At 68.3% G+C, this 14,373-nt stretch carries 11 protein-coding genes; 5 read left to right on the plus strand and 6 right to left on the minus strand.

All coding sequences use genetic code 11. The features are described from left to right. Nucleotides 1–23 precede the first annotated feature (23 nt). A complete protein-coding gene (locus tag G6O69_RS24045; protein WP_172305854.1) occupies nucleotides 24–749 on the plus strand; it encodes a CPBP family intramembrane glutamic endopeptidase in 726 nt (241 codons plus the stop codon). A gap of 17 nt (nucleotides 750–766) precedes the next feature. Here G6O69_RS24045 and G6O69_RS24050 read toward each other — a convergent pair whose 3' ends face one another. Further along, nucleotides 767–2,743, minus strand: coding sequence for a right-handed parallel beta-helix repeat-containing protein (locus G6O69_RS24050; protein ID WP_172305855.1), 1,977 nt, complete (start codon nucleotides 2,741–2,743; stop codon nucleotides 767–769). Nucleotides 2,744–2,924: 181 nt separating this feature from the next. Between G6O69_RS24050 and G6O69_RS24055 the strand changes: the two genes are divergently transcribed. Both G6O69_RS24055 and G6O69_RS24060 read left to right on the plus strand, forming a co-directional pair. Continuing rightward, a complete protein-coding gene (locus G6O69_RS24055) occupies nucleotides 2,925–3,644 on the plus strand; it encodes a hypothetical protein (protein ID WP_172305856.1) in 720 nt (239 codons plus the stop codon). 24 nt (nucleotides 3,645–3,668) lie between these two features. Then, nucleotides 3,669–4,427, plus strand: coding sequence for a hypothetical protein (locus tag G6O69_RS24060; protein ID WP_176397050.1), 759 nt, complete (start codon nucleotides 3,669–3,671; stop codon nucleotides 4,425–4,427). Nucleotides 4,428–4,470: 43 nt separating this feature from the next. Here G6O69_RS24060 and G6O69_RS24065 read toward each other — a convergent pair whose 3' ends face one another. From G6O69_RS24065 to G6O69_RS24080, 4 genes are all read right to left on the minus strand, one after another. Further along, nucleotides 4,471–6,210 carry a Rieske 2Fe-2S domain-containing protein gene (locus tag G6O69_RS24065; RefSeq protein ID WP_172305857.1) on the minus strand — a complete coding sequence of 580 codons (1,740 nt, stop codon included), beginning with the start codon at nucleotides 6,208–6,210 and terminating at the stop codon, nucleotides 4,471–4,473. A gap of 230 nt (nucleotides 6,211–6,440) precedes the next feature. Further along, on the minus strand, nucleotides 6,441–7,217 hold the full coding sequence (locus G6O69_RS24070; protein WP_172305858.1) for a sterol desaturase family protein: 777 nt from the start codon (nucleotides 7,215–7,217) through the stop codon (nucleotides 6,441–6,443). A 112-nt stretch (nucleotides 7,218–7,329) separates the two neighbouring features. Beyond that, nucleotides 7,330–8,481 (minus strand): DUF3829 domain-containing protein, encoded by a 1,152-nt coding sequence (locus G6O69_RS24075; protein ID WP_172305859.1) that lies wholly within the window; start codon nucleotides 8,479–8,481, stop codon nucleotides 7,330–7,332. After that, nucleotides 8,478–9,527 (minus strand): diacylglycerol kinase family protein, encoded by a 1,050-nt coding sequence (locus G6O69_RS24080; protein WP_172305860.1) that lies wholly within the window; start codon nucleotides 9,525–9,527, stop codon nucleotides 8,478–8,480. Before G6O69_RS24080 ends, G6O69_RS24075 begins: the two co-directional genes overlap by 4 nt. An 87-nt stretch (nucleotides 9,528–9,614) precedes the next feature. On the opposite strand from G6O69_RS24080, the gene G6O69_RS24085 reads away from it, so the two are divergent. Continuing rightward, nucleotides 9,615–11,924: a S46 family peptidase gene (locus G6O69_RS24085; protein ID WP_172305861.1), complete on the plus strand. Its 2,310-nt coding sequence runs from the start codon at nucleotides 9,615–9,617 to the stop codon at nucleotides 11,922–11,924. Between the two features lie 109 nt (nucleotides 11,925–12,033). Here the strand turns inward: G6O69_RS24085 and G6O69_RS24090 are convergent, their stop codons facing one another. Continuing rightward, the gene (locus tag G6O69_RS24090; RefSeq protein ID WP_172305862.1) at nucleotides 12,034–12,357 is read right to left on the minus strand and encodes a hypothetical protein; all 324 of its coding nucleotides are present in this window, start codon (nucleotides 12,355–12,357) and stop codon (nucleotides 12,034–12,036) included. 516 nt (nucleotides 12,358–12,873) lie between these two features. Here G6O69_RS24090 and G6O69_RS41670 point away from each other — a divergent pair. Further along, a complete protein-coding gene (locus G6O69_RS41670; protein WP_172305863.1) occupies nucleotides 12,874–14,187 on the plus strand; it encodes a hypothetical protein in 1,314 nt (437 codons plus the stop codon). Nucleotides 14,188–14,373 lie beyond the last annotated feature (186 nt).

Raw genomic sequence — 14,373 nt, forward strand, 5'->3', positions numbered from 1 at the left:
CGGACGCTAGCACAGTGGAGCGCATGGACGATGAACTTCGACCCCTGAGCCTCGGCGCCGCGGCGCTGCTCTTTGCCGGCCCGACCCTGGCGATGGGGGCGGCGATCCGTCTGGGGGTGCCGGCGCTGCGCGAGGCGGGGGTAGCGATGCCGCTGGCGTGGTTCCTCGCCGGCGGGCCCGTGTTCGCGCTGCTCGTCGCCATGGCCGCGATCGCCTACGCCAGGGAAGCTCGGCCGTGGACGACCGCGGCGATCTGCGAGCGCATGCGCCTGCGGCCGATGAGCGCCACCGACTGGCGGTGGACGGGGGCGGGGATGCTGGTGATGATCGTGTGCACGGCGCTGCTCTTTGGCGGCTCTGCGCTGCTGAGCGCGCTGATCGGGATCGGGCCGCTCGAGCCGTCGGCGAAGGCGCTGGCCTTCGATCCGCTGGGCCCGGGTCAGCGCTGGATGCTCCTGGTCTGGCTGCCCTTCTTCGCCTCCAATATCTTTGGCGAGGAGCTGCTGTGGCGGGGGGTGATCCTGCCCCGCCAAGAGCGGGCACACCCCGAGTGGGCCTGGCTCGCCCACGGCGCGCTATGGCTGGGCTTTCACGCCGCCTTTGGCTGGCAGCTGATGCTTGCGAGCGCGCCGCTCATCTTCATCCAGAGCTACGTGGTCTCGCGGCGCGGCAACACCTGGATCGGCGTGATCATGCACGCGGGGATCAACGGCCCGGGGTTCTTGGCGGTGTGCTTCGGCCTGGTCTGAGCCGCTCGCCGCAGACCCTAGCCGCAGACCCCGGCGTCCTCGAGGGGCAAGAAGTGCGCGCCCGCGTCGAGCAGCCCCGCGTCGGTGCACTGAGACGCCTGGGTGGTCAGGACCGACCAGTCGAAGTCGTCCACGGCGCCGCCGAGGTCCACGCAGGGCGAGTCCGGGTCGAGGTAGAGCGACTCGAGCCCGTCGTCGTCGAGATCGAGGGGCACGAAGGGGTCGTCGAGCAGCCCGATGTTGCCGCCGCCGTCGTTGAAGCCCTGCATGCCGAGGGGGAAGCAGGAGCTGGAGACGCTGTGGGTGACGGTCGAGCCGACCTCGTCTGGCCACATGGCGCATGACCCGAGGCTGCCGGCGATGGCGAGCTGCGAGTCGCCGAGGGTGGCGTAGAAGCCGTCGAGCACGGCGCCGCTGGTGGCTGTGTTGCCGGTGAAGCTCGAGGCCTGGGCCGTGACGGCACCAAACAGAGCGCCGCCGCTATCGGCCTGATTGGTGATGAATTGGCAATTGACGACGTCGACATCCGCGATCCCGGTCAAGAACTCGCCGTGCCCGTAGATCGCTCCGCCTTGGGTCGCCGAGTTCGCGATGAATGTGCTGTCGAAGACGTCGACGTCGGATGTGTCGAAGTCGACGACCCAGCCAGCGATGGCCCCGCCATTGGGGGCCGAGTTGCCCACGAACGAGGACTCGCGGATCGTCGCGTTGCCGCTGACGTAGATCGCGGCGCCGGAGGCCTCGTCTTGATTGTCGGTGAAGCGGCAGCGCTCGACGCTGAGCTGTACACCAGAGATGGCCCTGCTCAGGTTTGCGACGAAGTCGGTGTCTTCGAAGCTCGAGGCCAGCAGGGTCGACACCCCAGTGTGGCCCGAGTTGCCCTCGACCAGGCTGTCGTGCAGGTGCACGGCGCCGCCGTAGATACCGCCTCCGACGTTGTCCGCGACCACGCTGTTCCACATCTCGGTGTAGCCGAAGTAGGACAGGCCCCAGGGGATCCGGTGGCGAATGACGCCGTACTGACCCACGCCGGTGACCTGGTTGGCGACGATGTTCGAGTCGTGGATCAGCAGCCTGCTGTCCTCTTGATAGATCGCCGCGCCAGCGTCCTCGCTGACGTTGTCGTGGATGGTGCTGTCGCGCAGCTCGACTCGTGTGTAGGACAGCACGTAAAGGCCGCTGCTGGTCCCATGAACGTCGAGGTTGGCCAAGAAGATCTGTGTGTCGGCTGGGACGTTGGAGACCGCGCCAAAGGACTCGATGCCGTGGCCGCGCTCGTTCGCCGGCAAGGCGGAGGCGCCGGTGATCTCGAAGCCGTCGAGGCTGATCGTGGCCGTGTCCTCGTCGAAGTCGTCGATCACCACGACGGCGGCCGTACCGGTCTGGCGCAAGGTGGTGGTGTGCGCCGAGAGGTCGCGCTGCTCGAGGCTGGTCTCGGTGGCGGCGAAGCCTCCGTAGAGCTGGACGCCCGGGCCCACGCGCAGGACTTCGCCGTCGTCGGGGGGCTCGTAGATCCCCTCGGCGACCCAGACCACGCCGCCCGCGTCGTCGAGCGCCTCGACGGTCGCGCGGAGGTCGTTGCGCGCGGTCGCCCAGGAGAGGCCGTCGCCGCCGTCGGGGGCGTCGATGTCGACGTGGATCGCGTCGGACTCGAGGCCGCCGGAGTCGGTTTCGGAGTCGGTATCGGTCTCCGTGCCGGTCTCGGTCTCCGTGCCGGTTTCGGAGTCGGAGCCGGTCTCCGTGTCGGTGTCGGTCGACTCGGAGCCCGTCGAGTCGGAGTCGGAGTCGGTCGACTCGGAGCCCGTCGAGTCGGAGTCGGTCGAGTCGGTGTCGGAGTCGGACTCGGAGTCCGTGGACGCGGAGGTCGTGCTCGTCTCGCTGTCCTCTGTCGCCGCGGCCTCGTCGGGATCGGGATCGTCGTCTTCGACGGGGCAGCCCGCGATCGCCAGCAAAGAGATCGTCAGGGTGGGGAGGGTGGTGAGCTCGAGCTTCATACCCGCCTACATGGCATGCTGAGCCAGACCCTTCATGCAGAGTCGGGCCGGCGTCGTGGCGTGGGCGCGGAGCGCCTCTCGAAGGTCCTCTGTGCCAGTTATAAAAACCATCTCGTGTGTCATCGCGCCTGTTCGGGCTGGCAAAGGCGAGGTCGAGGTTTCGATGAAATACGGACAAGTCATGACAATCGTACTTGGTGCCCTCTGCGTGCTCACTGCATGCGACACGGGCACGAGCGTGGAGACTCACTTTCGCAGCGAGGGGTGTTTTCGCCAGCAGCAGGCGCGGATCGCCGCCGAGTGGCTCGAAGAGGTGCGCGCGGAGTTCGGATCGCAAGCCATCCAGCAGCTGAACACCAAACAATCGCGGGCTCAGTTCATCAATTATGCTCAGGCCGTCGCCGCGCAATGCCCCGATTGCACGCGCTCGAACATCCTCGCTCAGCTGCTCGGTCCCGTCTCCGAGCTCGACAACTATCCTGCGGTCGACAAGCACTACGGGCAGGGCTTCGTCAGCGCTGCGCAGCACTGGATCAACGAAGGATCCGGCGCCTGTGAGACGCCGCCGAGCGTCGTCGCTGCGTGTGAGTCGCCCTTCTTGGGCCTGGGTCTGGCGGGCTACGCGATCGACTCGTGCGAGTCGGTCAACGGTGGTCTGCCCGTGGCTGACGGCGATGACGACGCAGACGACGGCGCAAACGACGGCGCAAACGACGGCGCAGACGACGGCGCGAGCACGACGGGGGAGGGGACCTCCGAAGGCACGCTAGACGGCGGCGACTCCGTGCTTCCCACCGAGACCGAGGAGAGCGGGGTGATCGATGGGGGCAGCGAGCCGTCCTATCCATGGCCGTGCAATCCGCCCTATGAAATGTGCCCGACTGAATTTCAGGTGTTCTGAGCAAAGGTACGAGCAATGATGAAAATGAATCATGTAGTCCTTGGTGCCCTGATCACCGTATCGATGGTCTCGGCCTGCGCCTCCGAAGCCGAGGTGGCGTCCACGCAGCGCCTGCGCAGCGCAGCGTGTGCTCGCCAGCTCCAGGCTCGCGTCGCCGCCGACTGGGTCGAGGAGGTCGAGCAGGTGATGGGCGCCGAGGCGGTGCAGGGCTTGGCCAGTAAGCAGACTCGCGTCGAATTCGTCCAATACGTCAACGCGATCGCCGACCAGTGCGGCGCCGCGTGTCCGCGAAGCGCGGTGCTCGCGTATATCCTTGGCCCGGTTTCGGAGCTCGCCGAGTACCCCCAGGTCTCAAAGCACTACGGTCAGAGCATCTGGGATGGGGCCAACCACTGGGAGCAGGCCGGCTACGCAGCTTGCGAGGTGCCGCCGGCCAACGTGGCCCTTTGTGAGTCGCCCTTCGAGGGGCTCGGGTTTTGGGGCAATGGGATCGGCTCGTGCGAGGGAGTCAACGGTGGCTTTTATGCAGACGAAGGTGAAGATGAAGAGGGAGGGGACGCGGAGGCCGGGGACGCGGAGGCCGGCGACGCAGAGGCCGGCGACGCAGAGGCCGGCGACGCAGAGGCCGGCGACGCAGACGCTGGCAAGGCGGAGGTCGGCGAGGCCGAATCCAGCGTAGACGGGCTCGAGACGGAGGGCGGTGACTCCGGCGATGACGGGGTGGACTGGCCCTACAACTGCCACCCGCACTATGAGCCCTGTCCCGTCGACCCTGCGATGTGAGCGGATCGACGGGTCCAGGGCTCTCCCCGGGTGCCTGCCAGGTTCAGGCGCCCGGGAAGATCTTTTGCATCTTCATGGCCACGCGCACGCTGCCTTTGACCTTGCCGCGGCCGCTGGTGAACGCCCGCATGCCGTCGAGCTCACCGTTGACGACCTGGATGTAGTCGTGGGCGTCCATGGCCAAGGTCACGGTCGGCTCGGGGTGCGGGCCCTCGCAGGGATCGATGGCGCCGTCGCGGACGCGGGCGTGGAAGGTGCGGCCTTCGGCGCCGCCGAGCTCCCACTGGAAGACGGCGTCGACGCCCTTGGCGGCCTTGGGCACGAAGCGCTGGGGCAGCGTCTGGAAGTACTCGTCGACGTTGGCCACCCGGGGGCCGCCGCCGCCATTGGCGGTGGGCGCGGGCTGGCTGGGTGTGGGGCTGGCGCTGGCGGGCGTGGGCTGCCACTCTTCGTCGGACTCGAGGTCGAATTCGTTTGGGGCGCTCGCTTCAGGCGCGTGGCTGGGGGGGTGGCCGAGCAGAGCGTCGAGGGTCGAGAGCGGCGCGGCGAGCCAGGGCAGGCGCTCGCGGACGTCACCAACGAGCGCACGCGCAGGATCGCGGGCGCCTTGCAAGAGCGTGCGCGCGGAGCCGGGGACGGCCGCCTGGATCGAGCCGGCGACGCGGCGGAGCAGGGAGTCGCGGCCGATCAGCTGCTCGGCGGGCTCGGGCGGGGGCGGAGCTGCAGCCGCTCGCGGGGCCGTAGCCGGCTGCGGTGTTGCGTCGCTGCGTCGCGAGTCGTCGCCTTGGCCGTGGTGACTTTGTGGGTCGGCGTAGAACTGCGTGCACCAGCGGCGATAGATGCCGATCGGCCCGTCGCCCTTGGCGAGCACCGGCCGGGTCAGGTAGCGCTTGTTCTCCCAGATCGGGAAGTCCTTGGCGAAGTCGTCGACGTAGGCCTGGAAGAACACCTCGGCCAGCTCCTTGGTGAACTCGGGGTCCTCGCCCTCGCGGACCTGGACGATGCCGCGGATGTCGACGTGGCTCTCGTCCACGGGGGTCACGTAGAGGCGCTGGCGGGCGTGGACGTCGACGTTGCGCACGTGGGTGAACACGATCACCGCGCCCAGGCCGTAGAGGTTGACGTCGAGGTGGACGTCGTTGAGCTGGTCGGGCATGCCGACGATGTCCCCGGGGGCGTGGAACTCGAGGTTGACGTTGAGGTGGACGCCCTCGCGCTTGGGCTTGTGCATCAGCCGGGCCTGGCGACCGTTGTGGATCGGCCCGATGTGCGTGATGTCGACGGTGTTCTCGAAGATCTCCTGGGGGTGGGTGGCGAGGTCGCGCCAGTGGACCATGCGCGCCGGCGTGTAGCCCTCGTCGCCAAACTCGGGCAGCGCCCACGGCTGCTCCCCGGGCTGGCCATGAAAGACGAACACCAGCCCGTCCTGCTCGAGGGTCGGCCAGGCCTCGACGGAGGCCTTGGGCGGGATGCGATCGCTGTAGGGGACCTCGACGCAGGTCCCCTGGGCGTCGAACTTCCACAGGTGGAAAGGGCAGCGCACGCAGTCGCCCTCGATCTTGCCGCCGTGGGCGAAGTGGGCCCCGAGGTGCGGGCAGTAGGCGTCGAGGACCGTCACCCGCCCGGACTCACCGCGGAAGGCGACGAGGTCACGGCCGAAGTAGCGCAGCTCGATCAGCTCGCCGACCGCGAGCTCTTCGGAGGTCGCGACGACGAACCACCCGGAGGGCAGGGTGGGGAAGGGGAAGCGAGCCTGGGGAGGGGCGCTCAGAGGTTCTTGCATGGCGTTGGGGACCAGTCGGCGAAGGGGCGAGGGGAGCAGGGGCTAGGAGCCCGTGGTGGAACCCAGCGCGGCTCCTGGCGCCGGGATTTTCGTCGAGGGCGCGAAGCCAAAACGCTGCTGTACCGGGCGTACTGCAAGTTTTGGCGACAAAGCCCTCGGCGAAAAGACCAAGCCAGGTGTCGTGTTGGGTTTCACCACGGGCTCCTAGCTGGGTGGCGAGGGCAGGGGGCTCAGCCCTCGTCGAGGGGCGCACCGCGTCCGCCGTAGACGTCCTCGCCGTAGCGGCGATCGCTGCGGCGGACCGTGCGGTGCAGGCGATCGAAGAGCTGGGTGTGGTGCCCGTAGTTGCAGTGGAAGAAGATGTGGTGGTCGTCGTGGAAGCGGTTGCCGCTGTGCAGGGGCAGCGGCCAGCGCACGTCGATCCCGCTGTGGTCGATCATCCCGATCAGGTAGGTGTAGAGGATCACCGCGACATAGACGGCCCAGTGGATCGGCAGCACGAAGGCCGGGAGCAGCAGCACGGCCTGGAAGATCATGAACTCCGCCGGGTGCATGGCCGTGGTCGTGAAGATCACCGGGGCCGTGTAGCGGTGGTGCCAGCGGTGGATGTAGCGAAAGCACCACTTTTGGTGCATCAGGCGGTGGCTGTAGTAGAGCCCCGCGTCGACCATGAAGAAGGCCACGAGCGCGCTGACCACCAGCCACAGCGCGCCGTGCTCGAGAGGATCGAAGTAGAGCGCGGTCCAGCCGTCACGCAGCACGTACCAGGTGAAGGTCCCGCCGCAGACGGCCCCGATCATGATGTTCAAGGTGCCGAGCTTGATGCTGTGGCGGACGAGCTCCGGTCGCATGAAGCGCTTGGGCTGGAGCTTCCACTGCGCGGCCTCGTCGCGGCGGCGCAGGTAGAACCACCAATGGATCGCCCCGCCGATCCCGCAGAAGGTGATCAGGGAGACCAGCGCCGAAAAAGCGATGGTCGTGAGCAGGAGCAGGAGGCTGTCGTTCACCGTGAAGTCCAAGCGATCGAGGGGGGCGGCGGGAGCCGCGGCGACGCTCGGGCTTAAACTGACGATCGTCAGTGACGCCTGTCAATCTTAATTTGTTAGTGTTTTTGGCTATTTACATCGAGACTCCACAGCTTGGTGGAATTGGTCGTGGCGCTCGATGACGAATTTTTTGAACACGTGATCGCCGCCTGCGGCCTGCGTCGGCCCAGACCGCGGCCAGGACGAAGCCAGGACGAAGCCAGGACGAAGCCAGGACGAAGTTAGCTCGAGGGCGGCGCGGAGATAGCGCCTGCTCAGCCCCGGGGAAGTCGAAGTCGAGGGTCTCGGCCCCGCGGACCAGCGCGAAGTAGGCGTCGATCAGGTCCTGGATCTCCTGATCCTTGCCCTTGCGCTGGGCGATGCGCCGCTGGTGCTCCGAGGCGAGGTGGTGGAAGCCCCTGGCGTCTGCGGCGAAGGTGCTCATCCAAAACACCTTGTCGGCGTCGATCTCGTTGGCCTCGTAGTTGTCGTCGAAGCGCTCGAAGGCCGCGTCGAACTCTTTGAAGGGCTCGGCGCAGTCGTCCGCGGTGGCGTTGGCGAGGGTCAGGCAGCGGGCGATCGGCCGGGCCTCGAGCATCAGCGCACGCGCGGCGATCTCGAGCTCGCTGCGCCGGCCCTCGAGGGCGCCGAGGAGCAGGGGGTCGTTGCCGATGTGGCGGGCGTCGATGCTGCGCTCGAGTGCCTCATCGGCCTCGCGCCAGGTCTTCAGGGCGGCGCGGAGATCGGGGTCGAGCTCGGCGAGCTTGGACCAGTCGTCTTCGGCGCGCTGCTCCGACTCGAGCGCGCGCTCGAGCTCGCGGGTCAGCGAGGCGAAGGCCTCGGCGGCCTCGAGCGTGGCCTCGGCCTGGGACTGGAGCGTGGGCATGGCCGGGGGCGTGCGCGGGGCGCTGGCGAGGACTCGGCGGCAGGTCCGAAACGCGTTCTTGCCGATGCTGCGCACGTACACGCCCTCGCGGCGGCGCCTGGGTCGGCCCTGCTCGTCGACCTGGTCGTCGTAGCGGCTCCAGACCTCGCGGATGATCGCCGCCGTGGAGTCGCGGCAGGAGCTGTAGGAGCGCAGCTTGAAGTCGACCTGCTCGGCGAGCTCGATCGTGTCCTTGTCGCGCTCGTCCTGCCCGGCCTCGGCGTCCTCGTCGCTCTCGAACCAGGCGCAGCCGGTGGCGGTGACGATGGCGAAGGCGATGGCGATGGCGCCGACGCGCAGCCGAGGCGGGCGCGGGCTCATATCCAGTGCGGGTCCTCGGGCACGACGATGCGCAGGTGATGGAAGAGGTTCTCGACCACGTAGTGGTGGGCGCTCGGGAACTCCTCGCCGTCGATCTGCGCCGGGATCTCGCGGCCGAACTGCGGGTGAAAGAGCCGGACCTCGAAGCGTTGGCCGCGACGAAACTCGCGGGCGCGCATGCCGACGACCTCGCGGTCGTCCTCGGTCACGGGGTTGCGCTTGTGGGCCTTGATCGCGGCCGAGACCCAGTCGGCGTGGCTGCGGAAGGGGATGATCTCGAACTCGCCGTCGTCGGGGCGGCAGTCCTCGACGAAGATCCACTCGCCGCCGTAGAGGATGGTGCCGTTGATGACGAGGTCCGTGAGCCCGACCCACTCGACGACCTCGCCGTCGACGTTGGCCTCGCAGGAGAACTGCCCGCCGAGCGGCCCGCCGACCATGGACTTGAAGATCTCGGAGAAGGCCGCGCCGGCGTAGACGAGCTTGTCGCGGTAGAGCTGCTTGACTAGGGGGACCCTGGCCACGCGCTCGCGGTCACGGTTGCGCTGGGCGAGGATCCGCGCCGAGAGCCCAAAGCCGCAGTTGTCGAACCACAGGTCCGAGGTCAGCGACTCGCCGTCCTCGTCGAAGGCCTCGATGCGACCGACGTCGAGCCACTGCTCGCAGCCCTCGGCGATGGTGCGGATGTTCTGCTCGAGGGCCTTGGGCCCCGCGCTGATCCCAAAGGAGCGGCCCTGGTCGTTGGCCGTGCCCATGGGCAGCATGCCCAGGGGGATGTCGATGCCGCTGCGCTCGCGGGCCAAGATGATGCCCTTGGCGGACTCCGCGAAGGTGCCGTCACCACCTAGGTAGACGACGCGGCCGCAGTCCTCGCGCTCGATGCGATCGGCGAGCGCGGCGACGGTGCGCCCCTCGGGCTGCGTCGCAAAGAACTCGGGCTCGAGGCCCACGTTGGCGAGGGCCTCCATGGCGCGATCGATCGCCCGGGCTGCCTTGCCGGTGCGTGCCGTGGGGTTGGCGACGAGAAGTGTCCTTCGGGGGCTCACGCGAAGGGCGAGGATATCAGGAGCCGCCCGGTGCCTGACCCTGGCGGGATAGACACCCCTCGAAGAGATCTGCTACCTCTCCCCGCGATGCCCAAATCTGACCTGTGCGAGTCTCGTCTACCCCTCGTCTGGCCGGCGCTGATCACCGGCCTCGCTGTCTCGGTGGCCTGTGCGAAGCCGGACGCCGCGCCCGTGGAGCCCCAGGACCCCGCAGCGGTACCCGATGACAGCACGGCCGAGCGCGGACCCTTCGAGAACCCCGGCGGCATGTGGATGCCGGCACAGCTCGCGTCCGCCGAGCAGGTCGAGAACCTGAAGTGGGCCGGCCTCGAGCTCGACCCTGCCGTGCTCACGGCCCCGACCGAGTTCCCCCTCGGGGCGATCGTCAGCCTCGGCGGCTGCTCGGCCAGCTTCGTGTCGGATCAGGGCCTGCTGATCACCAACCACCACTGCGTCACCCGTGCCCTGGCCCGCAACAGCAAGAAGGGCGAGAACCTGCTGGTCGACGGCTTTTTGGCCAAGACCAAGGCGGAGGAGCGTTGGGCGGGTCCCGGCCAGCGGGTCTACGTGACCAACTCCTTCACTGACGTGACCGACACGGTGCTCGCCGGCCTCGAGGACATCGAGGATCCCGCGGCCCGCGACGAGGAGCTCCACGCGCGACGCAAGAAGCTGTCGAGCGAGTGCGAGGCGGCCCGCGAGGCCGAGCTCGGCGAGGGTGGGGTCCGCTGCGTGGTCCCGGCCTTCTTCGAGGGCGCGCAGTTCTTCTTGATCGAGCAGCTCCAGCTTCGCGACATTCGCCTGGTCCACGCGCCCGACGCCGGCGTCGGCGTATTCGGCGGGGAGATCGACAACTGGCGGTGGCCGCGACACACCGGCGACTACTCCTTCTTCCGTGCCTACGTAGGCGCCGACGGCAAGCCGGCCGACTACGCCGAGACCAACGTCCCTTACGAGCCCAAGCACGTGCTGAAGGTCGCCACCGAGGACCTCGACGAGGGCGACTTCGTGATGGTCGCCGGCTACCCGGGGCGGACCTCGCGGCTGAAGACCGCCGAGGAGGTCGCCGACGCCGTGCAGTGGTACTTCCCGCGGAAGATCGCCCGCTACGAGCAGTATCTCGCGGCCATCGAGGGCGCCACGGGCGACGACGAGACCTTGCAGATCAAGGCCAACCCGCTGGTCCGCGGCCTCGGCAACGGGCTGACCAACGCCAAGGGCATGCTCGACGGCCTGGGCAAGGGCGGCCTCGCCGAGGAGCGGGCCGAGCAGCAGCGCGCCCTGCAGACGTGGATCGAGGCCGACGAGCAGCGCAAGGCCGCCTACGGCACGGTGCTCGCCGACATCGAGGCCCTCAACCACAGCCAGCGAGCCACCCGCGACCGCGACGAGGCCTTCGCGGAGCTGATGCGCGCCTCGGGGCTGCTCGGTCGCGCCATGGTGGTGATCGACGCCGCCAAGCAGCGCAAGGAGGGCAAGGGTCCCAGCGAGGCCGAGGTCGAGCACTTCCGCAGCTCGCTCGAGGAGGCGCAGCGCAGCTTCTCCGTCGAGATCGATCGCGCGATCTTGCGTCTACACCTGCAGCGCGCCGCCGAGCTGCCCGCTGCGCAGCAGCCCGAGGCCCTGCGGGTGGTCCTGGGCGTGAAGGCCGACGCTGCCGTCGACGACGCCGTCATCGACAAGGCCCTCGATCGCTTCTACGCCAAGACCAAGCTCGCCACGGCCGATCGCGTCGTCGAGCTCTACGCCAACGCCAAGCTCGAGAAGCTCGAGAAGAGCAAGGATCCCTTCATCGTCGCCGCCCTGGCGCTGGTGCCGATGAAGGAGGCGCTCGAGGCACGCAAGGCCGAGTTCGCCGGTGAGATGGCGGTGCTTCGCCCGCGCTACATCGCCGCTTTGCGCGAGTTCGCGGCCAGCCGCGGCGAGACCCTGGCCCCCGACGCGAACTCGACGCTGCGGGTCACCTACGGCACCGTCCGCGGCTATCAGCCGGCTGGCCGGGACGAGCCCTACACGCCCTTCACCGTGGTCAGCGAGATGCTCGCCAAGCACACCGGTGAGGCGCCCTTCAACCTGCCCGAGGGCGCGCGCGAGGCCATCGCCGCCAAGAACTTCGGGCCCTACGTCGACCCGGAGCTCGGCGAGCTGCCCATCGACTTCCTGGCGGACCTCGACATCACCGGCGGCAACTCCGGCTCGCCCACGCTCAACGCCCGCGGTGAGCTGATCGGCCTGGTCTTCGATGGAAACTACGAGGCGATGGCCTCGGATTGGGTGTTCATGCCGGAGATCACCCGCTCCATTCACGTCGACATCCGCGCCGTCTTGTGGATGATGGACGCCGTCGATCAGGCGGATCACCTGCTCGAGGAGATGGGCGTCCAGCCGTCTTTGTGAGCCGCGTTCACCGGCTCCCGAGGGAGACCGGCCCAAACGAGCGACGCCCGCGCCTCCTGATGGAGGGCGGGCGTCTCTCGTCGCGCGGGGTGCCGCTCGTCGCTCGAGCTCAGACCTCGTCGAGCAGGCCCATGGCCTGGTCGTAGGGGGTGTCGCGGTCGCGGACCTTGGTGCGCTTGAGGGCCCGCTTGAGCGCGGCCTCGCAGTCCTTGTCGCTGAGCTCTTCCTTCATGTCCATCAGGATCTCGAGGATCGCGTCGTCGGACACGTTGTAGACGGTCTCGTCATCCCACATGAAAGCGTCCTCGAGGCGCTTGGCGTAGCCGCCGACGGAGGTCGGCTCCTTGTCATCGGCACGCTTTTGCTGGATGCGATTCTTCTTCTCCTGGCGGCCGATCTCGCGGGCAATTCGTTCTTGATCGGTGCGTTTCATGGGAGTCCTCCTCTTGGTGAGGCCGATCCTCACGGCGGCGGCGGTGTAGTCGCGCGAGCCGCGGTCGGCCGATGTTCGGCGTTGCGCCCGATGACACGGCGAGCGATCGGACGCTTGGCGACAATCGAACGTCGCAGTGTTTAGGGGGAACTCGCCCCGCTGTCCAGCGGGGCGTGGCATAGGCGATGAAAGCGGCTCAGATGAGGAATTGAGCGGTTTGGACCGGGTTTGCGCGCGCCTGACGACCGCCCGAGAGCGCCCGAGTTGGTGGACCCGGCCAGTGGGATTGGCGCTGATTGGAGGATCGAATTGGGACTGACGCATTTGTCGTGATCAGTCGCACGTCCCACAGGAGGCGTCTCTGGGGCGCATCCTTGCTTCACCCCAGTGTCTGGATTGCAAACACCATGGTGGATAGGGTCTCATTAGAGCACCCATACGGTGAGCCGGCTCTCGGCGACGGCTCATCGCTGCTCCTCACCTCGGAGCGTCAGTCGAGTCGATGCGAGTGAACTCATGGCCCAAGACAGCAGCTTGAAAAAAGAGACCACCCTCTTTCCTGCCAGTGACGGTGAACGGGAGGACTCCGGCCTCCAGGACATCTTGGCGGTCGCGGCAAAGATCCGTGACGAGAAGGACGAGGACGAGGACGCGCAGTCGTCGGAGGACTCGGGGGTGATCGTGTTCTCCGCGGGGAGCCTCGACGTCGACGCCGGCCTGGACGACAAGAAGGACGAAGACGAGGGGCTCTTCGGTGGTTTTGGGACAGACCTCGGGCTGGGTGTTGCGAGCGCCCCGCTCGAGGACGGCGACCTCGACTCTCTCGGCGGCGATGGTGCGGTCAGGGAGACGCGCGATGTGACGTCCTCGGTGGTGGCCAAGCCCAGGGAGGAGTCGGATGAGGGACGCAGCCCGCTGACCGCCATCGCGGTGGTCTTTGGCCTGGCGCTGGTGGGTGCGGCGGCGGTCTTCTTTGCGAGCGGCGACGACGAGGTGAAGACGGACGAGCAAGCAGTGGCCAGCATGTCGGCCAAGCCCGAGGTGGCGGTCGTGGGTAAGGCCGAGCCGGATCCGGGCCAGGCCGTGGGGGCTGTCGGGGCGGGCGGTGGCCAGGCCGACGATGGGCTCGCCGACGAGCCTGCCGCAGAGCCCACGCCGGAAATGCTCGCGGCCGAGGCCGCGGCAGCCGAGGGCGCCGCCGTCGAGGCTGGGGAGTTCGACGCCGACGATCCCATGGCTCGAACGGCCGGCCTGCTCGAGAGCGACGACAAGCCGGACACCGCGTCCTCGGGCGGGACCTGGGATCAGGGCAAGTCGCGGTCCGCTGGCGGCTCGAACAGCGCCGGCTCGAACAGCGCCGCCGCGGCGCCCGAGCCCGAGCCGGATCCCGAGCCCGCGGTCGCGCCCGAGCCGGACCCCGAGCCCGCGCCCGCGCCCAAGTCCTCCGGCAGCGACGACGACGACGTCGACTGCCTGCTCAACCCCGACCTGGCCAAGTGCCAGAAGAGCGCCTCCAAGCCCAAGACCGAGGAGCAGGTCCTCGCCCCCAAGATCCCCGAGAAGCTGAGCTCGACGGATCTGCGCAACGGCTTCAACAAGCTCAAGAGCAAGGCCAAGGCCTGCGGCTCGCAGCACGGCGCGGCGGCGGGGACCAAGGTCAAGGTCCACGTGTCCATCGAGGGCGCGACCGGCAAGGTGACGAGCGCCGAGGCCAAGGGCGAGCACGCCGGGACCGCGCTGGGCAAGTGCGTCGAGGGGGTCGTCGAAGGGGCGACCTTCGACGTGTTCAAGAAGCCCGCGATGGGGATCGATTACTCGCTGATCATGTAGCAGCGAGGGGGTCCGTGCCTCGCCTCGAGCAGGCGAGGCCGAGCGCGCCGGCTCTTGGACGAGTGTCCGAGCTGGCGCGTTTTCGACATCACGCCAATGTCATCGTCGACGTCGAGCCGGCCTGGCATCGTGCCCGCTGCGGGGAGTGCCCGCTCGAGCCTGCGCAGGCTCGAGCGGGGCGGAGGC

The organism is Pseudenhygromyxa sp. WMMC2535 (genome assembly GCF_011083025.2).